Source organism: Brevundimonas sp. (assembly GCF_041648115.1).
Lineage (GTDB): Bacteria > Pseudomonadota > Alphaproteobacteria > Caulobacterales > Caulobacteraceae > Brevundimonas.
In genome coordinates this window covers 35849-57176 of the sequence record NZ_JBAZPR010000005.1, presented here as the reverse complement: position 1 = coordinate 57176, position 21328 = coordinate 35849, and the positions used below count along the sequence as shown (strand labels likewise).

The window sequence follows — 21328 nt, the reverse complement described above, 5'->3', positions numbered from 1 at the left end:
GGACGGTGATGCAGGATGACGGCGGATCAAGGATCACGGACGCCCGCCTCATGCTCACGCCACGCCGCATCGTCATGGCCGCCCGCCTCGGCTTCGCCCTGGCGGCGCTGGGCATGGCCGTCCTGATGCTGGGGCCGTTCCAGGGGCTGGAGCAGGTGTTCGGCCTGAATGACAAGGCCGCGCACGTCATCGCCTTCTACGGCGTGGCCAGCGGCCTGTTCCTGATCGCGCCAAGTCAGCGCCGCGACGACCTGGCCCTCTATGTCATCGCCGCCGCCTTCGGCGTCGAACTGCTGCAAGCCCTGACCGGCCGCAGCGTCTCCATCGTCGACTTCCTGGCCGGCGCCGCCGGTGTGACGGCCGCCTGGGCGCCCGGCCGTATCGAGCAACTTCGCCAGTCGTTCCGACGCCACCCCGACCTGACCCTGACCGAGATCGACCGCCTGGACCGCCGCCTGCGTCGCCGCCGCGCCTCGACCGGGCCGTCGCCTGTGAGCGCCGTCCAGCGCCCCTAGGGTTCGAGTTCGATGTCCCAATAGAGATAGTCGAGCCAGCTCTGGTGCAGATAGTGGGGCGGGAAGCGGCGGCCGGCGTCCTGAAGCTGCCAGGCGTTGGGGCGATAGGGTTCGCGGCGGATCGGCATCATGGCCTGGCGCGGTGTTCGCCCGCCCTTGGCCAGGTTGCAGGGACTGCAGGCGGCGACGATGTTCTCCCAGGTCGTGCGGCCGCCGTGCGAGCGGGGGATGACGTGGTCGAAGGTCAGCTCCTTGGATTCCCCGCAGTACTGACAGGCGAAACCGTCTCGCAGGAAGACGTTGAAGCGGGTGAAGGCGGGGTTGCGGTCCTGGTCCACGTAGCTGCGCAGCGCGATCACGCTGGGAAGCTGCATCTCCATCGAGGGCGAGCGGACGACCTTGTCATACAGGGACACCACATCCACGCGGTCCTGATAGACCGCCTTGACCGCCTCCTCCCACGGCCAGAGCGACAGCGGATAATAGGACAGCGGCCGGAAGTCGGCGTTCAGCACCAGGGCCGGAAAACCGGAGGGCGGTCGATGGAGAACCTGCATCAGGCCCTCCCGCGCGGACGGGGGGATATGGAGGCGACAGAGGTGAGGACACGTCTCCTTCCCTAGTCTTGTGAGATCAGCCTACGCGTGATTCCCGCTCATCGCCATGACCAGTGTGCAGCGTTTTCGTGACGCGGCGTCAGAAGACCTCGACCAGTTCGAAACGCTCGCAGACGACCTTCATGCCCGGCGCCCAGCTGCCTTCGCGACGGTAATAAGCCTCGTGCGCGTCCCGCCACCATTCATAGCTCAGGTCGCCTTCCCCCTCGGCGCGGGCGAAGTCCTCGCTGACGTCCTCGAAAGCCATGATCTCGACATGGGTCGTGCGGATGGCGCAGCAGGGCGTTCCCGCGCCGTCCAGGATCACGCTGACCTCGCCGACGGTCGGCATGATGTCGGCCTCGCACGCCGCCAGCGACGAACAGGTCGCGCGCTTGACGCCGGCCAGCACCAGGGCCAGCAATTCGTCGGCCAGTTCAGGGCTGTCGCCGAAAGGCCAGCGGGGAGAGTCGCGATAGGCGGCGGGGATTTCGCTCATAACCTAGGCGCGGCTGGCGTGCGTCGGGAAGCCCGGCAGGGTCCAGCCCCAGCGCAGGGCGGCGGCGCGCAGCAGGAAACCGCACAGGGCCGCGACGATGGCGGCGGGCCAGATCGGCGTGCCGGGCGCCCGCAGCGCGATATAGACGGTCGCAGCCACTATGGCCGCCGTGACGTTGATCTCTCGCCGCAGCAGGATCGACGGCTGACCCGCCAATGTGTCGCGCACCACCCCGCCGAAACAGGCCGTCAGCGTGCCCATGACGATGCAGATCAGGGCCGGAGCGCCCGCCGCCTCGGCCTTGGCCGCGCCCATGACGCCATAGGCCGCCAGGCCTACTGCATCCAGCCACAGCAGGGCGCGGAACCGCCAGTCGCGCTGACCCACCAGCCACAGGGCCGTCGAGGCGAACAGACAGACCGCGAGATAGCGCCAGTCCTGCACCCAGAAGACGGGTAGACCCAGCAACAGGTCGCGCAAGGTGCCGCCGCCCACGCCGGTGATGGCGCCGAAAAAGGCGAAGGTGACCACATCGTGCTTCTCGCGTGCGGCGGCCAGGGCGCCGGTGGCGGCGAAGACGGCGACGCCGGCGAAGTCCAGCGCCGTCAGCACGGTTTGGGGGTTGCGCAGAGGTTCGGTCAGGACGGGATCGAGCGGGGTCATGCCGGTGCGTCCAATACGATCTCGCCGCGTTTTACGCCGGTGTACCAGGCCCACAGCAGATGGGTCGCCACCGCGCGATAGGGCCGCCAGACCTCGGCGCGGGCATAGGCACCCTTCTGATCGGGCCGCACCTCGGCGCCGTCGGCCCAGCGGATCGCCTCTTGCAGCGCCACGTCGCCGCCGGGAAACACATCCAGCCGCCCCTCGCACATCAGCAGATAGGCCTCGGCCGTCCACAGCCCCACGCCCTTCAGCGCCGTCAGGGAGGCGATCGCCGCCTCGTCGTCGAGATTGGCCAGATGCTCCAGATCGATTTCGCCCGCCATCTGGGCCCGCGCGATGCCCTGGCCATAGGTCGCCTTCTGCCGCGACAGGCCCATGCCACGCAGTTGGTCCAGGTCGTGCGTCAGCAACAGTTCGGGCGTGATCCCGCCCATCCCTTCGCGCAGCCGCGCCCAGACCGAAGCGGCCGAGGCCACCGAAACCTGCTGCTCCACGATCATGCGAAACAGCCCCTCGAACCCACCGACCCGCAGCCGCCATTCGAAGGCCGGCGTCTGCGCGTGAACCCGCGCCAACGCCGGATCGGCGGCGACCAGCGCCTCGCGCGCGGCGGCGATGTCCTGGGGCGTGGGTTGAAGCGGCATGGCCTACCTATGACCTGCGCGGGCGCTCAAGGAAATGGAGGCGTTGGCGGATTTCGGCTGGCGACAGCATAGCCTAATAACTATTATTGGCCTGTGGATTGAGGATGTCGTCATGACCATGACCGTCGAACTGGGCGCGCTGGAACAGGTGGTGGACCGTTTGGTCCGCGACGGCCGATACGGCTCCAAGAGCGAGGTGCTGCGCACCGGCGTGCGACTGGTGCAGGAGCATGAAGCCCGACTGGCGGCCTTGCTGGGCAAGCTGGAAGAAGGGATCGCCGACGCCGACGCCGGTCGGTTGACGCCACTCGAAGACGCCCGCGCTGCGTTCGAGGCCCGCTGGGCCGCCGAAGGCGAATGAGGGTTCGGCTCGCCGACGCCGCCTTGCAGGATCTGGCTGTGATCGAAGACCATGTGGCGCTGGACAGCCCAAACGCGGCCCGTCGGCTGGTCAGGACGCTTTTCGAACGGTGCGAAACCCTCGCTCAAAATCCGCGACGCTATCCGGAAGCTGGCGTCGCCGACCTGCGTAAACGTGCCGAAGGCAGCTATCTGATTTTCTACAGAGTGACGGGCGATGTCGAGGTCGTCCGCATCCTTCATGCCGCGCGCGATTGGACGCATCTGCTCGCTGGGGACGAAGACTGAGCCGTGTTCGTCACCCGCTTCGCCCCCTCCCCCACCGGCCGTCTGCACAAGGGTCATGCCTTCTCAGCCCTGACCGCCTGGTCGGCGGTGAATGTGACGGGTGGGCGGTTCGTGCTGAGAATCGAGGACATCGACCCGACGCGGTGCCGAGCAGAATACGAGGCGGGCATTCTGGAAGACATGGCCTGGCTGGGTCTGGACTGGGAGACCCCGGTCCGGCGGCAGTCCGATCATCTGGACGACTACGGTGCCGTGATCGAAAGCCTGACGGCGCGCGGTCTGCTCTATCGGTGTTTCCGCACGCGCAAGGACATCTTGGCCAGCATCGGCGACGCGCCGCACGGGGCGATGGAGGCGGCAAGACCCGGCCCACATCCGGCGGATGAAGAGGCGCGTCTGCTGGCCTCGGGCGCGCCCTTCGCCTGGCGGCTGTCGCTGGATCGGGCGCGAGAGGCTTTGGGCGACGCGGTCTGGAACGGCCTGAGCTTCGTGGAGGAAGGCGAAGGTCCGAACGGCGAGACGGGCCTCGTCGCTGTCGACCCCGAGGCGGCGGGCGATGTGGTGCTGGCGCGCAAGGATACCGGCGTCGCCTATCATCTGGCCGTGACGCACGACGACGCGCTGCAGGGCGTGAGCCATGTGATCCGGGGCCAGGATCTTTTCGAGGCGACCCATGTGCAGCGGCTGATCCAGACGCTGATGGGCTGGCCGGCGCCGACCTATCGCCATCACCGGCTGCTGGCGGGACCGGACGGGCGGCGCTACGCCAAGCGGGATCGCTCGGTTACCCTGGCCGAACTGAGGGCCGGCGGATTGACGCCGCAAGCCCTGCGCGCCGAACTGGGCTTCAGCTTCGACGACTGAAGATGCGCGAGGCGCCGTAGCCGGTCAGGGCGGCCAGAACGACGCACAGCACGCCGTAAAGCCACGGACGACGGTGCGCGAACTCGTAGATGTCGCGCTCCAATCCGACCTTCTCGACCGTGAGCGTCAGGTTGGACACCGACTGCGGCTCGCCATTCTGGAACAGCCAGACTTCGGCGTAGTATTTGCCGGTCGGGGCGACGGTGGGCAGTTCGACCTCGGCGCGGAACAGGCCCCGGTCCACGAACTCGACGCCTTGGGAATCGGTGTCGTAGAGGGCGGCGGCCTCCTTCAGCCGGATCACGGCGCGGCGCCAGTCCAGATAGTCGTCGCCCAGTCGGCTGACGACCACGTCACGCACGCCATAGCGGGTGACGGTGCGGCTCTCCTCCGGCGCGTCGATGCGCAGGTGATCGACCCCGACGCCGAGACGCCGCAGCTGGCCGAAGTCGGCGATGTCGCTGAGCGGACGGGTCGAGGCGGTCATATAGAAGCCGGGCGCGCCCTCGAACAGCACAGGCCGGCTGTTCAGCCAGACGCCCGAGGTGCGGGTCTTCTTGACCAGGCGGATCGGCGCATCCGGTCCCCGCACCACCACCACGACATCGGCCGGCTCGGGCGTCGGATTGAACACCGCGCCGTACAGGACGATGGACGCGCCCGTGAAGCTGGAATCGACCCGAACCTGGGCGTCGGTCAGGGCGGCGGCGACGCGCAGGTCGCCGGTCGTCGCCTCGGAACGATCCGGGGCCGGAGCCGGCGCTGTGATCGCTGGCGGAGGGGGAGGAAGCGCCTGCATCAGTCCGCGATCCCTGGGGCGATCATGAAGATGTCGTTGGGGCGCACGAACAGGTCCAGCCCCATCTGGATTCCGACCAGTAGAACGATCAGCCCCAGCGCCGCCCGCAGCTCCTCGGCGCGGAACCGCCCGGCGAACCGCGCGCCGACTTGCGCGCCGACCACCCCGCCCAGCAGCAGGATGGTGGACAGGACGATGTCGACCGTCTGGTTGCGCCCGGCCTGAAGTATGGTGGTGATCGCAGTCGTGATGATGATCTGGAACAGGCTGGTCCCCACCACCGCGCCCGCCCGCATCCGCAGGATATACAGCATGGCCGGTACCAGGATGAAGCCGCCGCCCACTCCCATGATGGCCGACAGGACGCCCGCGAAGACGCCCAGGCCGAACGGCGGCAGGGCGCTGATGTACAGACCCGACTTGGGGAACTTCATCTTCAGCGGCAGGCCATACAGCCACATCGGCCGCCGATGCTGCTTGTGCGGCGCGGGCAGGCCCCGACGACGGCGCAGGATTTCGGTCAGGCTCTCGTTCAGCATCAGGACGCCGATGGCGCCCAGGAAGACGAGATAGGAGACGGCGACGACCAGGTCGGCCTGGCCCAGCAGGCGCAGGTATCGGAACAGTTCGACCCCCGCCAGAGCGCCGACCGCGCCCCCGGCCGCCATCACCGATCCCATCTTGAAATCGACAGAACCCGCCCCGGCATAGCGGATGACGCCCGAGGTCGAGGAGGCGACGACGTGGCTGGCCTGGCTGGCGACGGCGACGGTCGGGGGAATGCCCAGGAAGACCAGGATCGGGGCCATCAGGAAGCCGCCGCCGATGCCGAACAGGCCGGACACGAACCCGACCACCGCCCCCAGGATCACCAGGGTCGGCCAGTTCACCGAAACCTCGGCGATCGGCAGATAGATGTCCAAAGGACGCGCCTTCGGCTGGAGCGGTTAAAGGATCGCCGTCAGGCGGGGACGAGGTCGTGACGACACGGGCGACCGATAGCCGCCCGATGCGTGTGAATCTAGCCCGTCGCCTGCGAAGCGGGTTGCGACTGGGGCTGGGACTGGGCGACGAAGGCGTCTGCGGCGGTTCGGGCGGCGCGTTGGGCGGTGGCGCTGGCCGTCGGACGCAGGCGCGTCACGGCGGCCTGGGCCTCGGAGTCGCCGCCGCGCGCGGCGATCATGTACCACTTCAGGGCTTCGGTCGGATTCTTGGCCACGCCGTCGGCGCCGGTCTCGTAGATGCGCGCGACATTGTACTGGCTGTCCGGCAGGCCGCGCTCGGCCGCGTTCAGCAGCCAGGTCAGGGCTTCGGCCTGATTGGTCGCGCCGCCGTCGCCTTCATAGAGTTGCATCCCATAGAGATGCATGCCGCGCGGATCGCCGCCCTCGGCCGCACGACGGCCCCACTGACGGCTTTGCGCCGGGTCGGCGGGCACGCCGTTGGCGCCATCCAGATAGAGCTGACCCAGATAGGTCTGGGCCGGGGCGTAGCCCAGATTGGCGGCGCGCTTCATGCCGTCCAGACCCGTGCTGTCGCCGGCCTCCAGCTTGCCGATGGCCGTTTCGTAGTCGGCCGCGCCGGGACCGGCGAGGTCGAAGGTCGGTCGCACGCCCGTCGGCGTCACGGCCGAGGCGGCGATAGGCATGGCGGGGTCAGCGGCGGGGGCGCCGCCGAAGCTCGGCAGGTCGAAGTCGGGCGCGCCGCCGTCGGTCAGGGACAGATAGCCATAGACGCCGCCTGTCAGGGCGACCGCCGTGACCGAGGCCAGAAAGGTCTTCTTGACGGTCGAGCCGTCCTTGGCCGCCTGTCTGTCCAGCCGCTCCTGCAGCTTGGACTTGCCGCCGCGCTTGAGGCCAAAGCCCGAACGCGGCGCCGGTTCCGGCTCGGGCGGCGTGGTGATGGCGGCGCGGGCGGCGTCGATGGTGCTGCGGGTCGCCGAGGCGCGACCGGCGGCGGCCGCGGCGCCCATGGTGGCGCGAAGCTGGCGCGGATCGACGAACTCGGTCTCGCCGCCGAAATCGTCGTCGTCGGCGGCGTCCAGAACGGGGGCGTCGCGCTTCTCGGTCGAGAAGCCGGGCGAGGTCGCTTCCAGCGCATCCTCGACATCGGCGCCGCCGAAGCCGCTGAAGGGCTGGATGATGGGTTCGACGCCGTCGGGATCGACCTGGTGCGCCAGCGTTTCGTCCGCATCGGCCGTGACCGTGTCGGCTTCAGGCTCGGCGAAGTTGGTCGAGGGGAAAGGCGAGGCTGCGGCGACTTCGGGCGTGACCGGATCGCTGGACCAGGCGTCCTGGTCGGTGAAGGTCTCGTCGGGGAAGGCGGCGGCGCGCCAGTCGCCATCAACGGATGTGGACTGGATGGGCGCAGGCGCGGCGCGTTCCAGAACAGGGCGCGACGGCGTCCAGGACGGCTCACTGTCCAGCGGCTTGTCGCGGATCGGCGTGGGGCCGCGCGCATCGATGCTGTCGCGGGCCTCGGCCAGCAGGCGGGCGGTGCGCTCCTCGCTCATCCGCATCCGCTCGGCCAGTTCGCCCGAGGCGCGGTCGTAGCGTTGCTCGATCTTGTCCGAGCTTTCCGACAGGCGTCGGCCGATGTCTTCCAGCGCCTGCTGCGAGCGGCGCTCCGACTGGGCGATGCGGTCGCTCAGCTGGTCCGAGATGCGGGTGATCTCGCCGCCCAGCTTCTCCAGCGCGATGGCGTGGCGGTCATCGCTAGCGGTCAGGCGTTGATCGACGCGGTCGACGTGACGTGCGAACTCCTGATCCAGGCGACCGGCGCGCCGCGCGACCTCGGTCTCGATGGTCTGGCCGACGGCCTCGGTCACAGCGCGAGCGACGGCCTCGGTGCGGCCGGCGCCCTCGGTTTCGACCTTCTGGACGCGGGCGTTCAGGTTGCGGGCGATGCGCAGGACTTCGCGCCCCATGGCTTCCAGGCCCACGGCGCCCTTCTGCTCGGACGTCTTGATCTGGTCGCCGACGGCCTGGACCGCGCGTTCGATGCGGTCGATGCGTGCGCCGGTCTCGGCGGCGTCGAGACGCTGCATCATTTCGGCGCGGTTGTTCTCGATCTGGCGCGACAGGCTTTCGGCCAGCTTTTCAAAGCGCGCGAGATCCCGCGCGCTTTCCGGCTCGACCCGGCTTTCGGCCGACCGCATCCGCTGGTCTAGTTCGGCGAACGAGCGTTCCAGCGTCTTCAAGGCTTCGGTCGTGCGGTTCTGGGCCTCGTCCAGACGCGCGCCGACCTGGGTCAGCATCTCGGTGCCGACGCCGGGGCCGGCGGCCTTTTCGACCGCCTCCATCCGCTCGCGCAGATCGTTGACGCCCAGACGCTGGCGTTCCTCGATGTCGTAGAGACGGCCGCTCAGCGCGCCCAGCGAGGTCTCGACCTTGGCGAAGGTTTCCTGCGTCAGCGGGCCGGTGTCGCGCTCGAAGGCGCGCAGGCGGCGATGGCCCTCGCGCAGTTCCTCGGCGATGTCGTCGATGCGGCGGGCGGCGCCTTGAGCTTCGGCCTCCTGGCCATCGAGACGACGCATCAGGCCGGAAACCGCCTGATCCACGCCTTGAATGGCGACGGTCGAGCGGCGCTCGGCGGCTTCCAGCCGCGCGGCGATCACGTCGATGGAGGCGCTGATCCGGTGGCTGCTGTCCTCGACGTCATAGGCGTCGTCCAGCCGGCGACTGCGGTTGCGGCGTTCATATTCGGACATCTGGGACCGGCGCGGCAGGGTGGCGTAACCCTCGTCCTCGTCTTCCATGATCATGGAATTGAGCCATTCGCCCAGCGTCATGCCGGAACGACGCGCAAGATCCTTGGCGACCTCGCGTGCCTTCGGATCGATTCCCTTAACGCTCCACGGCGCTGCAGCGCTCACTGATTCGTCTCCCGGCCCATATGGCGAAGGCTATACCGTCAATATCGAGGGTGTAAACTGATGGTTAACCGCAATATCTAGCGGCGGTCTCCCAATCCTGTGGACATCCCTTCAGACGCCCGGATTAGTGAATCATCTCGGTTAACGCGGCATGAAGATTAACCTCCCGGCAAGGGTTCGCTTGCCAAGCGGCGCAGGCTTCGCCACCTGCGGCGCATGAACCTGACCACCACCCTCGTCCTGCTGGGCGTCGCCCTCGCCGTCATGGTCTTCTGCGGATGGCGCGGCGCGCGGCCGCCCGATCCGTTCAAGGGGCCGCGCATGATGCCGTGGCGGTTCCTGATGATCGGGGCGGCGGCGGTGGCTATGCTGCTGCTGATCCACCTGACCACCCTGTTCGGCGCCGAACGCGCGCCGTGGATTCCCGGAGCCTAGCCTTAAGGAACCTGAACCCGGCCGGTCGGTTGATCCTGCAACCCCTGCAAGGAGATGCCGCATGACCGACAAGTTGACGCCCGCCGAGGCGGAAAAAGAATTCTGGAAGAGCCTGAAGGACTCCAACACCGGGATGCTGGGCCTCGACCGTCCCGGCTATCACCACCAGCCGATGACCGGCTTCGGCGAGGAAGAGACCGGGACCATCTGGTTCTTCACCCGTGACGACACGGACTTCGCCCGCGACGTGGCCGGCGGCGGCCAGGACGGCATGTTCTGCTACCAGGCCAAGGATCAGAAGGTTCAGGCCTGCATCCACGGTCGCCTGGCCGTCGACCAGGACCGCGCCCGCATCGAGAAATACTGGAACCCCATCGTCGCCGCTTGGTATCCCGACGGCAAGGACGACGCCCACCTGACCCTGGTTCGCTTCGACGCCGACGACGGTCGCGTCTGGGTCTCCGACAAGGGCGCGCTGGGCTTCGGCTACGAAGTCCTCAAGGCCAATCTCACCAAAAGCGTGCCCGACGTCGGCGGCGTGTCGGACGTGAAACTGTAGCAGACTGATCACCCAATCCGTGGGGATCTGAAAGTCCGGGGAGCGATCCCCGGCTTTTGACTGTCAGCAGTCAGCGATACGCTCGATCCCTGATATTCGCGTGCGGGCCACTCCCAAGGCATCGAGCCGGTCGGCACACTCCAAAAAGACGTGATCGTTCGAGGCTAGGTAGATGATCGCGTCATCAGCCAACGGCCAGAGCTTCGCCCTTATAAGCCCGACTTTGACCTGCTGGCCTTTGTGCAATCCCCTGACCAATGCCAAATCAACGCAGGCCTGTTCACGGTCATAAGGGTTGCATCGCGACGCATGATTACGGCCCTCTTCGTCAGTGATCATGAGCACCGGCTGCCCTTTGTAGGATGATATGCCGACGCGCCCTTCAAGGATGACGGCTTCATATGAGAACTTGCCGGGATCAAGCGTCGGCGCCGCCACGGTGAAGAGCGCAAAAGCACCGACCGAGACTGCTAGAAGCATTACCAAGACAAACCAGAAGCGCGATGCCATCGACATCGCCTTCCATTCGTCCAGAGTCATCCCCCGAAGCACCAGGCCAGGACGGCCTTCTGGGCATGGATGCGGTTTTCGGCCTCGTCCCAGACCAGCGACTGCGGCCCGTCGATGACGGCGTCGGTGACTTCCTCTCCGCGATGGGCGGGCAGGCAGTGCAGGAAGACGGCGTCGGGATCGGCCAGGGCCATCAGGGCCTCGTCAACGGAATAGGATTCGAAGGCGGCCAGGCGCGCCTCATAATCCTGATCGCCCATCGAGACCCAGGTGTCGGTGACCACCACGTCGGCGCCCTTGACCGCCTCGCGTGGGTCGCTGGTCAGGGTGACGGCGTCGCCGCCCTTGGCCAGGTCGCGCAGATCGGGATGGTATTCCGCCGGGCAGGCGACGTTCAGGTGGAAGCCGAACTTGGGCGCCGCGTGCATAAAGCTGTGGCAGACGTTGTTGCCGTCACCGATCCAGGCGATCGTCTTGCCGGCGATGGGGCCGGAATGTTCCTCGATCGTCTGCAGGTCGGCCAGGATCTGACAGGGGTGCGAGCGGTCGGTCAGGCCGTTGATCACCGGCACGGTCGAGACGCGGGCGAAACGCTCGACATCCTCGTGGTCGTTGGCGCGGATCATCACCGCATCCACCATGCGCGACAGGACGCGGGCGGTGTCCTCCACCGGCTCGCCGCGACCCAACTGCATGTCTGCGGCGGTGGCGATGATGGACGACCCGCCCAGCTGCCGGATGGCCGCGTCGAAGCTGAAGCGGGTGCGGGTCGAGTTTTTTTCGAAGATCATGGCCAGAACGCGGTCCTCGCCCGGCGCATCGGCGTCGGCGCGACCCTGGGGCCAACCCTTGCGGGCGGCCTTGCGGGCATGGGCGTCGTCCAGAATGGCGCGCAGTTCGGCGGCGTCGAGCCGGTGGATGTCGAGGAAGTGGCGGGTCATAGGCGATCCGGTCGAGACGAAAAGAGGTTCATCACAAAGAGCACAACGATGTCACGACGAACACGACGCAAGGCGGCCGACGGGATCATAAAACCAGACGGCGAAAGCCGTCCTTCAGTCTGGGGGTGTTAAAGTTGATCAGATAGCCCAATCGAACTTGCGAGAACCTCAGATAGGTGAGGATCTGGGCGGTATGGATCGACGCCAGGGCGTCGATGGCTTTGACCTCGACGATCACCTGACGCTCTACGAGCAGATCGAGGCGGAAGCCGACGTCCAATCGGTCATCACGATAACGGACGGGAATGGCGACCTGCCGTTCCACGGCGAGGCCGGCGCGGATCAGATCGCTGGCGAGGCAATGCTCGTAAACCGACTCCAGCAAACCCGGTCCAAGTTCCCGATGCACGGCAAAGGCCGCGTCCATGACGGCGCGGCCGATCTGGTTCACTTCCGGTGAAACAGCCTCCCTGCCGTCGTGTCCGTCGTGCATTCGCCGTGCCCGTTGTGATGAACCCGATCAGGCCGCCAGCTTCTCGCGCGCCACCTCGCAGGCGCCCTCGAAGCGGGCGATGGCCTCGCGGGCCTCTTCCAGCGTCAGGTTCAGCGGCGGCAGCAGGCGCACACAGTTGTCGCCGCCGCCAGCGATCAGCAGCTGTTGCGTGTCGCGCGCCAAGGCCATGAACTCGCGATTGTTCGGGACCAGCTTGACCCCGATCAGCAAGCCCTTACCGCGCACGTCCACGATCACGTCGGGGAAGCGTGCTTGAAGACCCGCCAGCTGCTGCTTCAGATAACCGGCGATCTCGGCGACGTTGTTCAGCGTCTCGGGCGTATTGATCAGGCTCAACGCCTTCTGACCCACGGCCATCGCCAGGGGGTTGCCGCCGAAGGTCGAGCCGTGGGCGCCGACCGTCATGCCCGAGGCCGCCTTGGCCGAGGCCAGGCAAGCGCCGATGGGGAAGCCGCCGCCCAAAGCCTTGGCCACCGCCATGATGTCGGGCACCATTCCCGCCCATTCGTGCGCCCACAGCTTGCCCGAGCGACCCATGCCGCACTGGACCTCGTCGAAGATCAGCAGCACGCCATTGTCGTCGGCCATCTGACGCATCCAGCGCAGTTCCTCGACCGGCGTCTCGCGGCAGCCGCCCTCGCCCTGAACGGGTTCGAGGATGATCGCCGCCGTGGTCGGGTTCTTGAAGGCGGCCTCCAGCGCGGGCTTGTCGCCCCAGGTCAGCTGATGGAACCCCTGCATCGGCGGGCCGAAGCCCTCGGTGTAGCTGGGGTTGGCGGCGGCGTTGATGGCGCCATAGGTGCGGCCGTGAAACGAGCCGTCGAAGCCGTAGATGTCGATCCGCTCGGGCGCGCCGTTGGCCGAATGATATTTGCGCGCAGTCTTCAGCGCGCACTCGACGGCCTCGGTGCCCGAGTTGGTGAAGAAGACCACGTCGGCGAAACTCGACTCGCACAGGGCGTCGGCCAGCGCTTCCTGGCCCGGAATGCGGAAGATGTTGGACACGTGCCACAGCTTCTCGGCCTGATCCTTGACCGCCTGGACCAGTTCGGGATGGGCGTGGCCCAGGCCGTTGGTCGAGATGCCGGCGACGCAGTCCAGATACTCGGTCCCGTCCGTCGACCACAGGCGTGCGCCTCGGCCGCGTTCCACTTCCAGCGGCGCGCGATTGTAGACACCCATCAGATGGTTCGTGGACACGGGACTAAGACCTCCAAAAGCGAGACGGCCCCGACGCGAGCGCGACGGAGCCGGATTGATACGGACAGGCGTTGTCGGATTAGTGACGGTGTTAGTCAACACCGGCGCCGAGCAAGCCTTTTACTCCTCGCCCGGCGCGGGCGCGGCAGGCGCGGTCTCGGCGGCGACGGCGGCGTCCTTGGCCTGGATCTCGACCAGCCGCTTGTCCAGGGCCAGGCCAAGGTCGGCGATGAACAGGCCGAAGCGGGCGACGTCCACGCCCTTGATGTAGGACAGCCTGTCCTCGGCCGAATGGATACGCTGGAACACGGGCGGGACGAAGCCTTCCTTCAGGCCGTTGTTCTCGCCGCCGTTGAAGGCCAGCCACATCTGGTGGGCGCCGACGGCGTCCTGGGTGCCCATCGACACCACCGGCACGCCGGCCGCGGAGAAGGCGCGGTCGTCGCTGGGCGGATAGACCGGATAGGGCATGCAGTCGAAGCCGCGCTCGGCGCACAGGCTGCGCAGCGTCTCAAGCACGAAGCCCGATTGGTCGCCGTTGTTCTCGCCATACATGACCGTCTGGCCATAGGCGGCGACGTCGGCGTTGATCACGGCGGCGATCCTGTCCTTGCCGTGCTTTTCGAGGAAGGCCTTGGCGCCCAGCAGGCCCAGCTCTTCCTGGTCGGTGAAGACGAAGACGAAGCGGTGGGCGACCGGTTGGCCCTCCAGCCCCATCTCCAGGGTCTTGGCCGCCTCCATCATCGCCATGACCGAGCCGACATTGTCGACGATGCCTTGCGACAGGGTGCCGTCGCGCAGCTTCACCGCATCATAGTGGGCGGTCAGAACGATGTCCTTGACGCCCTCGCCGACCGTGACGACGACGTTCGCGCCTTCCATCGGGCCGGTGGCCTGATTGCCGCCGGCGAAGACCTGGATCTCGGGCGTGAAGCCCAGTGTGGTCAGCATGCCGACCAGGACCTGGGTCCGTTCGGCGTTGGTGGGCTTGACGAATTGGGCGGCGCCGGCGGCGATGTCGGGGCGGTCGCCGGCCTGGGGCGTCGCCTCTTGGGAAAAGGCGGGCGTGGCGGCGAACAGCGCCGTGGCGGCGACGAGCGAACGGAACAGCATGGCGGACCTCTCGGGGGAGCGATCCGCAAAAGGTAGCGATCTAGCTCTTAAGGCGCCACCCCGAGCGGAACACCAGCCAGCAGACGACGCCCATGACGACCATCAGCACGGCCGAACCGACAACCCCGACCGTCACATTGCTCTCGGCATGGCCGATGAAGCCGTAACGGAACCCGTCGATCAGATAGAAGAAGGGGTTGTAGTGGCTGATCGACCGGAACGGTTCGGGCAGGTTCTCGACCAGATAGAAGGTGCCCGACAGGAAGGTCATGGGCATGACGATGAAGTTTTGGACCGCCGACAGATGGTCGAACTTCTCGCTCCACAGCCCCGCCAGCACGCCCGTCATCCCCATGACGAAACAGGCGGCCAGGGCGAACCAGACGATGGCCAGAACATTGGCGATGCCCAGCGGTGCGAACGGCAGGACGCAGATCGCCGTCACCAGACCCACCACCAGGCCACGCGTCGCGGCGCCCAGCGTAAAGCCCAGCGTCAGCTCCAGCGGGCTGAGCGGCGGTGTCAGGAAGTCTGTCGCCGTGCCCATGATCTTGGCCTGGATCAGGCTGGACGAGGCGTTGGCGAAGGCGTTGTTCAGCATGGCCATCATGATCAGCCCCGGCGCGACGAACAGGGCGAACGGCGTGCCGTGCAGCGGCGGCCGCGCGTTCTGAAGCGCCACCACGAACACCAGCATATAGAGAAGAGTCGTCACCACCGGCGCCGCCACCGTCTGGGCGCCCACCTTCCAGAAGCGCCGCACCTCGCGAAGGTACAGCGTCTGCACCCCGATCCAGTTGACCCCCGGATAGCGACGCGGCTGCGGCAAACCGGCGGGACGGGTGGAGATCAGGTCGGGGGTCTCGGTCATGGCCCGCCAGATGCGCTCGACGGCCTCGCTTCGCAAGGCCGGGGTGACTGGTGATTGGTGAATCGTGACGGTCTTTACGCAGTCGCCTGACTCACGATTCACGCGTCACCCCTCACCAATCCGCCTTAACCTTAACGATGATTCAATATCTGGTTTCTGTGGACGGTTGATTCGCACATCTTGCGTCTCTTAACGGCTGGTTTACGATTAGTTGTAGGTCAAGACCCCGGAGGGGGAGCCTGGACCTAGATATTGAATCCAAACTCGCTGGAGGGTGGCATGACCGCAGGCTGGACTGACGACCGCGTAGGCGCGCTGAAGAAGCTCTGGCTTGAGGGCCAATCCGCGAGCCAGATCGCCAAACAACTGGGCGGCGGGGTCACCCGCAACGCCGTGATCGGCAAGGTGCACCGCCTGGGCCTGTCGGGCCGGGCCGCGCCGTCGCAACCGGCGCGCACCGTCGCCGCGACCTTCCGCACCGCCCGTCCGCGCCCCGCGCCGGCCGCCCCGGCCCAACCCTCGGCCCCGCGCCGTCTTGAGGCCGTCCAGCCCAAGCCGGTCCAGGCCGCCGCCCCCGTCCCCGTCCCCGCCCCGATCCCGGACCTGCCGGGCACGGCGACCGTGATGACCCTGGGCGCGCACATGTGCAAATGGCCGATCGGCGACCCGTCGTCGCGCGAGTTCAGCTTCTGCGGCCGCCGCTCCTCGGAAGGCGTCTATTGCGTCGAACACGCCCGCGTCGCCTACCAGCCGCAAGTTCGTCGCGGCAGCAAGGAAAGCGGTTCCGACCTGGCCCGCAGCCTGCGTCGTTATATCTAAGGGCGCTATCGCGCTTCGCGCTACTTGAGCGCGGCGCTTCGCGCGGGTCATTTCCGCGTCACAGATGCTCTCTAGGGAGCCGACTTCCCCCTCGCCGGCTCGCGCAAGCAAGCCGGCGAGACTTCAGGGGCGGGGCTGCGGTTCATCCGGGTTGACGCAGCCCCATCCATCTTCCGCAATCTCCACGCGGGTGGTAGAAACTGGACGCGTCCTCGGTCACAATCGACACATGGTCGCCAGCCCTACGCTTTTCCCCGCCCTCGCCGCTGTCGTTACTTCGGTCAGCCTGAGTGCGTGCGTTGCGGCGCCAGGAGCGTATTCGAGCGATCCCTCGTCACCGACAAAGTGCGAAGTCGCACTTCAACGGCCGGGTGTGGACCCTATCCATTTGAGGCCAATAAATCCTCTGATGGCTAGCCGCTATCCGCTTTGCAAAGACGCAGCCTGGTGCGCAGCAATCGCGAGAGAAGAAGAACACAGCGTCGATGGGTCAATCGCAGAAACCTACAAGGATGGCTCTTGCCGCATCACACCTATTCCGATGGGTTATTAGAACCGTTTTGGGGTCAGATAGCGCCCTAGCCGCGACTACGCCGCGCGAGGCAAAGACCTAATTTAGCACCCGCCGCGCATCGGGCGTATCCAGCGAAAACGCCGGGATTTCCGCCTCGAAACTGCGGCCCTCGGCGTCTGTCATATAATAGGCGCCGACCATCGACCCACTGTCGGTGCCCAGCGGACAGCCCGAGGCGTAGGCGTAGCTGCCGCCTGGTTCGATCACCGGCTGTTCGCCCACCACCCCCGGCCCCCGCACCTCCTCGACATGGCCGTGGCCGTCGGTGATGGTCCAGCGGCGCGCCATCAGCTGCACCGTCGATCCCGTCAGGTTCACGATCTCGATCTGATAGGCCCAGACCCAGCGCCCTTCGTCGGGATCGGACTGGCCCGCCAGATAGCTGGGCCTCACCCGGATCAGGATGCCGTTCGTTTCGGCGGTATAGGCAGGACCATCGTGCATGGGCTATATGCTCGCCCCGCCGCGCGCGGGCCGCAAGCGCGACTTGAAGACAAGTCGCGAAAACCGTGTGAGACAGATGGCATGAGCATATTCCAGGCGCCCCGCCCCGGCATTCTTCCGGCCCAGTCCATCGAGACGCTGATCGCCACGGGCGCCATTACGTCCGACACCGAATTCGACCACGACCAGGTCCAGCCCGCCAGCCTGGACCTGCGCCTGTCGGGCCAGGCCTGGCGCGTCCGCGCCTCCTTCCTGCCTGGCAAGCGCAAGGTCGAGGACCGGATCGCCGACGTCGAGATGCACGCCATCGAGATCACCGACGCCGGCGTCGTGCTGGAAAAGGGTTGCGTCTATATCGTGCGCCTGCAGGAGCGGCTCAGCCTGCCCCAGGGCCTGATCGCCCGCGCCAACCCGAAAAGCTCGACCGGCCGCGTCGATGTCTTCGTGCGCCTGCTGACCGATCAGGGCGCCCGTTTCGACGACGTGGCCGAAGGCTATGACGGGCCGCTCTATATGGAGGTCGCGCCCCAGACCTTCTCGATCCTGGTCCGTCCCGGCACCCGGCTGAACCAGTTGCGCCTCAAGGCCGGCGATCCGCCCAAGCTGGAGACCCGCTCGGTCGGCGTCGACCTGCAGGGCGGCGACATCGTCGGCTTCCGCGGGCGCCGCCACGCCGGCGTGGTCGATCTGGACCATATCGACGGCCATGACCCGCGCGACTTCTGGGAACCGCTGAGCTTGCGTCGTGGCGAACTGCTGCTGGATCCGGGCGAGTTCTACATCCTGGCCTCGTCCGACGACGTGGAGATCCCCGTCGATCAGGCCGCAGAGATGACCCCCATCGATCCGTCGGTCGGCGAGTTCCGCGTCCACTACGCCGGCTTCTTCGACCCCGGCTTCGGCACGGACGAGGCGCACGGCGCGGGATCGAAAGGCGTGCTGGAAGTCCGCACCCACGACACCCCCTTCCTGCTGGAACACGGCCAGATCGTCGCCCGCCTGGTCTACGAACCCCTGACGGAGCGCCCCAGCCGCCTGTATGGCGAGAGCGGCAGCCACTACCAGAGCCAGGGCCTGAAGCTGTCGAAGCATTTCAAGGTGTGGTGAAACGTGAGGGGTGACTCGTGATTGGTGAGTGTTCGCCTCACGATTCACCAATCACCCCTCACCCACCTCACGTCAGCTTGTCGGCCTTCCTCAGCCCCGGGAACATCGTCGCCCAGGCCCCGGTCGCCGCCAGCGCGCCGAACCCGCCGAACACCGCCGCCCCGACCGCGCCCAGCAGCCGGACCATCACGCCGGAATAGGCCTCGCCCAGCTCGTTCGACGCGCCGATGAACAGCATCGACACCGACGACACCCGCCCGCGCATGTGATCGGGCGTCGCCAGCTGGATCAGGGTCTGGCGGATATTGACGCTGATCATGTCCGCCCCGCCGCCAATCAACAGGGCCAGGGCGCTGATCCAGACGATCTTGGACAGGCCGAACGTCACCGTGCAGATCCCGAACACCGCCACCGCCGCAAACATCCAGCGACCGCCGTGCCGCACGATGGGGTAACGGCTCAGATAGATGGCCACCGCCATCGCCCCGACCCCGAACGATGCCCGCAACAGGCCGAACCCTTGCGGCCCCACATGCAGGATGTCGCGCGCGAAGATCGGCGTCAGCAGGGCCACGCCCGCCAGCAGCACCACCACCAGGTCCAGCGAAATGGCGCCCAGCACGATCTTGGTCTTGTAGACATAGGCCAGCCCCTCCTTGACGGATTCGATGGGCGACAGGGGGTTGGCCTGGGGCGCAGGCTTGCCGCTGGTGCGGATCAGGATGAAGGCGGCGACCGCCAGCAGGAACATCCCCAACGACACCGCATAGGCCAGCGGCACGTTCACCCCCACGATCACCCCGCCCAGGGCCGGGCCGGCGATGGCTCCGGTCTGGAAGGCGATGGATTGCGCCGCGATGGCGGGCGGCAGGGCCTTGCGCCCCACCACCATCGGCAGGAAGGCCTGGCTGGCCGGAGCCAGAAACGCCCGCGCAGCGCCGAACAGGGCGGCGACCGCCAGCAATCCCCACAAGGGCGGGTTCCCATGCAGCGCCATGGCCAGGAACGACCCCGCACAGGCCGCCTCGACCAGGATCGATATCCACACCGTGCGCTTGCGATCGCGCTGGTCGGCCATGGCCCCGGCGGGCAGTGTAAAGGCCAGAAGCGGCAGGAACTGACACAGGCCGACCAGGCCCAGATACAGGCTGGCCTCCTCGATCGGATGGTCGCGCCGTGCGATCTCATAGACCTGCCACAACAGGGCCGAGGACTGGATCTGGATCGCCAGCACGGCGACCACCCGCCCGAACCACAGCAGGCGGAAGTCGCGGATCCCCCACGGACTGGACGGCCCTTCTGGCGGAGCGGGAGGAACGGGCGGGGCGGCGGGGCCGGTGTCGATGGTTTCTGTGGTCACGTTCTTCGGGACTGTTTCGGATAGGGCGAGCCGTCGCGGTGGAAATAGCCGTCGACGCCCGCGTGAAGCACCATGTCGATGTCGGGATAGTCGGCGGGGGTGATGGTCGGGCTGCGCGTCCCGACCTCAAGCAGCACCGCCTCGCTGCCGGATCGATTCTCGATCTTGTGGCCATTGGCGACGCCCGCCTTGAACCCGGCGCAGTCGCCGGCGCGCAGGATGGTCTCGCCGTCCTCCTCGACCAGCACCACCTCGCCTTCGACCACCATGACGAACTCGTCCTCGGACGCGTGCCAATGGCGCTGGCTGGACCAGGCGCCGTCGGGCAGGCGCAGCAGGTTGACGCCGAAATGGGTCAGCCCCGCCGCATCGCCCAGCTTCCAGCGGCGACGCGGCTTGCACGGGCCGGCGTATTCCTCGGGATAGGTTGTGCCTTTCGTCGTCGGCGCGCTGTCGATATCGATCTTGGGCATGGCTCTTCTCGCCTCCGCACGATTTCCCTAAAGCATAGAGCCATGAGCCGCGCATCAACTCCCGTAATCGATCCTGTCGAACTGACCCGCGACCTGATCCGCATTCCGTCCGTCACCCCCGCCGACGAGGGGGCCATGGATGTGCTGGAACGGCACCTGACGGCCCTGGGCTTCACCTGCCGCCGTCTGGCCTTCGAAGGCCCCAGCGGCGTCGGCGTCGATGCGCGGATCGAGAACCTGTATGCGCGGCGCGGGACCGCCTCGCCCAACCTGTGTTTCGCCGGCCATACTGATGTGGTCCCGACCGGCCCCTCGGACCAGTGGTCGTCGCAACCCTTCGCCGGCGACGTGCGCGACGGCGTCCTCTATGGGCGCGGCGCGGTGGACATGAAGGGCGGGATCGCCGCCTGGGTCGCCGCCGTGTCCCAGGTGCTGGCGCACGGCGAACCCGAAGGCTCCCTCTCCTTCCTGATCACCGGCGACGAGGAGGGCCCGGCCCTGCACGGCACCAAACGGGTGGTCGAGGCCCTGGCCGCCGAGGGCGAGGTCATCGACGCCTGCGTCGTCGGCGAACCCTCGTCGTCACAGCAGCTGGGCGACATGATCAAGATCGGGCGGCGCGGCTCGCTGAACACCTGGATCACCGTCCACGGCAAACAAGGCCACGTCGCCTATCCCGAGCGCGCCGCCAACCCGGCCCCGGTGATCGCGAAGCTGATGGCCCGCCTGAACGACCACGTGCTGGATGAAGGCTACGAGAACTTCCCCCCGTCCAACCTCGAAATCACCACCATCGACATCGGCAATCCGGCGACCAACATCATCCCGGCCCAGGCGACGGCGCGGCTGAACATCCGCTTCAACCCCAGCCATACCGGCGACGCCCTGATCGATTGGCTGAACCGCGAGGCCGGCGACGTCCAGGCCGAGACCGGACTTCAGATCACGCTGGAGCACCTGTGCTCGGGCGAGGCCTTCCTGACCGAGCCGGGCGCCTTCGTCGCGGCGGTGCAGGACGCGGTCGAGGCCGTACTGGGACGCCGCCCCGAAGCCTCCACCACCGGCGGCACCTCCGACGCCCGCTTCATCCGCACACTGTGCCCTGTGCTGGAACTGGGCCTGGTCGGCCAGACCATGCACCAGATCGACGAACGGGTGCCGACGGCGGAGTTGGAGACGCTGACGGCGGTCTACCGCCGGGTGATCGAGACGGTGTTCGAGCGGCTGTAGGCGGCCGACGGCATTTGGCATGAAAGCAACGCAGCATCTTCACCCATCACGCAGGCAATGATCGTTCTCGACT

25 protein-coding genes are annotated in these 21328 nt (G+C 67.1%); 9 read left to right on the top strand and 16 right to left on the bottom strand.

All coding sequences use genetic code 11. From position 1 onward, the window contains the following. Positions 1–50 precede the first annotated feature (50 nt). Positions 51–515, top strand: coding sequence for a hypothetical protein (locus WC597_RS05795; RefSeq protein ID WP_372692350.1), 465 nt, complete (start codon positions 51–53; stop codon positions 513–515). Here WC597_RS05795 and WC597_RS05790 read toward each other — a convergent pair. From WC597_RS05790 to WC597_RS05775, 4 genes are all read right to left on the bottom strand, one after another. Next, on the bottom strand, positions 512–1072 hold the full coding sequence (locus WC597_RS05790; protein ID WP_372692349.1) for an HNH endonuclease: 561 nt from the start codon (positions 1070–1072) through the stop codon (positions 512–514). The two genes, WC597_RS05795 and WC597_RS05790, sit on opposite strands and share 4 nt — an antisense overlap. Before the next feature lie 139 nt (positions 1073–1211). Beyond that, the gene (locus WC597_RS05785) at positions 1212–1610 is read right to left on the bottom strand and encodes an ASCH domain-containing protein (RefSeq protein WP_372692348.1); all 399 of its coding nucleotides are present in this window, start codon (positions 1608–1610) and stop codon (positions 1212–1214) included. Between the two features lie 3 nt (positions 1611–1613). Next, positions 1614–2273 carry a trimeric intracellular cation channel family protein gene (locus tag WC597_RS05780; protein ID WP_372692347.1) on the bottom strand — a complete coding sequence of 220 codons (660 nt, stop codon included), beginning with the start codon at positions 2271–2273 and terminating at the stop codon, positions 1614–1616. Further along, complete coding sequence (locus tag WC597_RS05775) at positions 2270–2920, bottom strand: DNA-3-methyladenine glycosylase (protein ID WP_372692346.1); 651 nt, start codon at positions 2918–2920, stop codon at positions 2270–2272. Before WC597_RS05775 ends, WC597_RS05780 begins: the two co-directional genes overlap by 4 nt. 112 nt (positions 2921–3032) lie before the next feature. Here WC597_RS05775 and WC597_RS05770 point away from each other — a divergent pair, with 112 nt between their 5' ends. From WC597_RS05770 to gluQRS, 3 genes are read left to right on the top strand one after another with little or no spacing between them, the layout of a single operon-like run. Then, positions 3033–3281: a type II toxin-antitoxin system ParD family antitoxin gene (locus WC597_RS05770; RefSeq protein WP_372692345.1), complete on the top strand. Its 249-nt coding sequence runs from the start codon at positions 3033–3035 to the stop codon at positions 3279–3281. Continuing rightward, positions 3278–3568 (top strand): type II toxin-antitoxin system RelE/ParE family toxin, encoded by a 291-nt coding sequence (locus tag WC597_RS05765; RefSeq protein ID WP_372692344.1) that lies wholly within the window; start codon positions 3278–3280, stop codon positions 3566–3568. The genes WC597_RS05770 and WC597_RS05765 overlap by 4 nt, the downstream gene beginning before the upstream one ends. A 3-nt stretch (positions 3569–3571) precedes the next feature. Beyond that, complete coding sequence (gene gluQRS / locus WC597_RS05760; RefSeq protein WP_372692343.1) at positions 3572–4432, top strand: tRNA glutamyl-Q(34) synthetase GluQRS; 861 nt, start codon at positions 3572–3574, stop codon at positions 4430–4432. Here gluQRS and WC597_RS05755 read toward each other — a convergent pair. The 3 genes from WC597_RS05755 to WC597_RS05745 form a co-directional block, all read right to left on the bottom strand. Further along, complete coding sequence (locus WC597_RS05755) at positions 4416–5231, bottom strand: TIGR02186 family protein (protein WP_372692342.1); 816 nt, start codon at positions 5229–5231, stop codon at positions 4416–4418. The genes gluQRS and WC597_RS05755 overlap by 17 nt on opposite strands. Further along, the gene (locus WC597_RS05750) at positions 5231–6154 is read right to left on the bottom strand and encodes a sulfite exporter TauE/SafE family protein (RefSeq protein ID WP_372692341.1); all 924 of its coding nucleotides are present in this window, start codon (positions 6152–6154) and stop codon (positions 5231–5233) included. The genes WC597_RS05755 and WC597_RS05750 overlap by 1 nt, the downstream gene beginning before the upstream one ends. 98 nt (positions 6155–6252) lie before the next feature. Further along, positions 6253–9105, bottom strand: coding sequence for a hypothetical protein (locus WC597_RS05745; protein WP_372692339.1), 2853 nt, complete (start codon positions 9103–9105; stop codon positions 6253–6255). Between the two features lie 216 nt (positions 9106–9321). Between WC597_RS05745 and WC597_RS05740 the strand changes: the two genes are divergently transcribed. Together WC597_RS05740 and WC597_RS05735 are read left to right on the top strand one after the other, a co-directional pair. After that, complete coding sequence (locus tag WC597_RS05740; protein ID WP_372692338.1) at positions 9322–9540, top strand: hypothetical protein; 219 nt, start codon at positions 9322–9324, stop codon at positions 9538–9540. 61 nt (positions 9541–9601) lie between these two features. Continuing rightward, entirely contained in the window at positions 9602–10099 is a 498-nt protein-coding gene (locus WC597_RS05735; RefSeq protein ID WP_372692337.1) for a pyridoxamine 5'-phosphate oxidase family protein, read from the top strand. A gap of 63 nt (positions 10100–10162) precedes the next feature. Here the strand turns inward: WC597_RS05735 and WC597_RS05730 are convergent, their stop codons facing one another. The 6 genes from WC597_RS05730 to WC597_RS05705 form a co-directional block, all read right to left on the bottom strand. Then, a complete protein-coding gene (locus tag WC597_RS05730; RefSeq protein WP_372692336.1) occupies positions 10163–10639 on the bottom strand; it encodes a hypothetical protein in 477 nt (158 codons plus the stop codon). Then, positions 10636–11550, bottom strand: a complete 915-nt coding sequence (gene argF, locus WC597_RS05725) for an ornithine carbamoyltransferase (protein WP_372692335.1) — start codon at positions 11548–11550, stop codon at positions 10636–10638. The genes WC597_RS05730 and argF overlap by 4 nt, the downstream gene beginning before the upstream one ends. 85 nt (positions 11551–11635) lie before the next feature. Continuing rightward, entirely contained in the window at positions 11636–12043 is a 408-nt protein-coding gene (locus tag WC597_RS05720) for a GxxExxY protein (protein WP_372692334.1), read from the bottom strand. A 27-nt stretch (positions 12044–12070) separates the two neighbouring features. Beyond that, the gene (locus WC597_RS05715; protein ID WP_372692513.1) at positions 12071–13324 is read right to left on the bottom strand and encodes an aspartate aminotransferase family protein; all 1254 of its coding nucleotides are present in this window, start codon (positions 13322–13324) and stop codon (positions 12071–12073) included. Between the two features lie 60 nt (positions 13325–13384). Beyond that, the gene (locus WC597_RS05710) at positions 13385–14377 is read right to left on the bottom strand and encodes a M28 family metallopeptidase (protein ID WP_372692333.1); all 993 of its coding nucleotides are present in this window, start codon (positions 14375–14377) and stop codon (positions 13385–13387) included. A 40-nt stretch (positions 14378–14417) separates the two neighbouring features. Beyond that, positions 14418–15248, bottom strand: coding sequence for an ABC transporter permease (locus WC597_RS05705; RefSeq protein WP_372692512.1), 831 nt, complete (start codon positions 15246–15248; stop codon positions 14418–14420). A gap of 279 nt (positions 15249–15527) precedes the next feature. Here WC597_RS05705 and WC597_RS05700 point away from each other — a divergent pair, with 279 nt between their 5' ends. Then, positions 15528–16067, top strand: a complete 540-nt coding sequence (locus WC597_RS05700) for a GcrA family cell cycle regulator (RefSeq protein ID WP_372692331.1) — start codon at positions 15528–15530, stop codon at positions 16065–16067. 610 nt (positions 16068–16677) lie between these two features. Here the strand turns inward: WC597_RS05700 and apaG are convergent. Then, the gene (gene apaG / locus WC597_RS05695; RefSeq protein WP_372692330.1) at positions 16678–17085 is read right to left on the bottom strand and encodes a Co2+/Mg2+ efflux protein ApaG; all 408 of its coding nucleotides are present in this window, start codon (positions 17083–17085) and stop codon (positions 16678–16680) included. An 81-nt stretch (positions 17086–17166) separates the two neighbouring features. On the opposite strand from apaG, the gene WC597_RS05690 reads away from it, so the two are divergent. Beyond that, a complete protein-coding gene (locus WC597_RS05690; protein ID WP_372692329.1) occupies positions 17167–18192 on the top strand; it encodes a 2'-deoxycytidine 5'-triphosphate deaminase in 1026 nt (341 codons plus the stop codon). 67 nt (positions 18193–18259) lie between these two features. On the opposite strand, the gene WC597_RS05685 is transcribed toward WC597_RS05690, so the two are convergent. After that, positions 18260–19552: an MFS transporter gene (locus WC597_RS05685; protein ID WP_372692328.1), complete on the bottom strand. Its 1293-nt coding sequence runs from the start codon at positions 19550–19552 to the stop codon at positions 18260–18262. Then, on the bottom strand, positions 19549–20025 hold the full coding sequence (locus WC597_RS05680; RefSeq protein ID WP_372692327.1) for a cupin domain-containing protein: 477 nt from the start codon (positions 20023–20025) through the stop codon (positions 19549–19551). The genes WC597_RS05685 and WC597_RS05680 overlap by 4 nt, the downstream gene beginning before the upstream one ends. A gap of 42 nt (positions 20026–20067) precedes the next feature. Here WC597_RS05680 and dapE point away from each other — a divergent pair, with 42 nt between their 5' ends. After that, on the top strand, positions 20068–21255 hold the full coding sequence (dapE, locus tag WC597_RS05675; RefSeq protein WP_372692326.1) for a succinyl-diaminopimelate desuccinylase: 1188 nt from the start codon (positions 20068–20070) through the stop codon (positions 21253–21255). Positions 21256–21328: the final 73 nt, after the last annotated feature.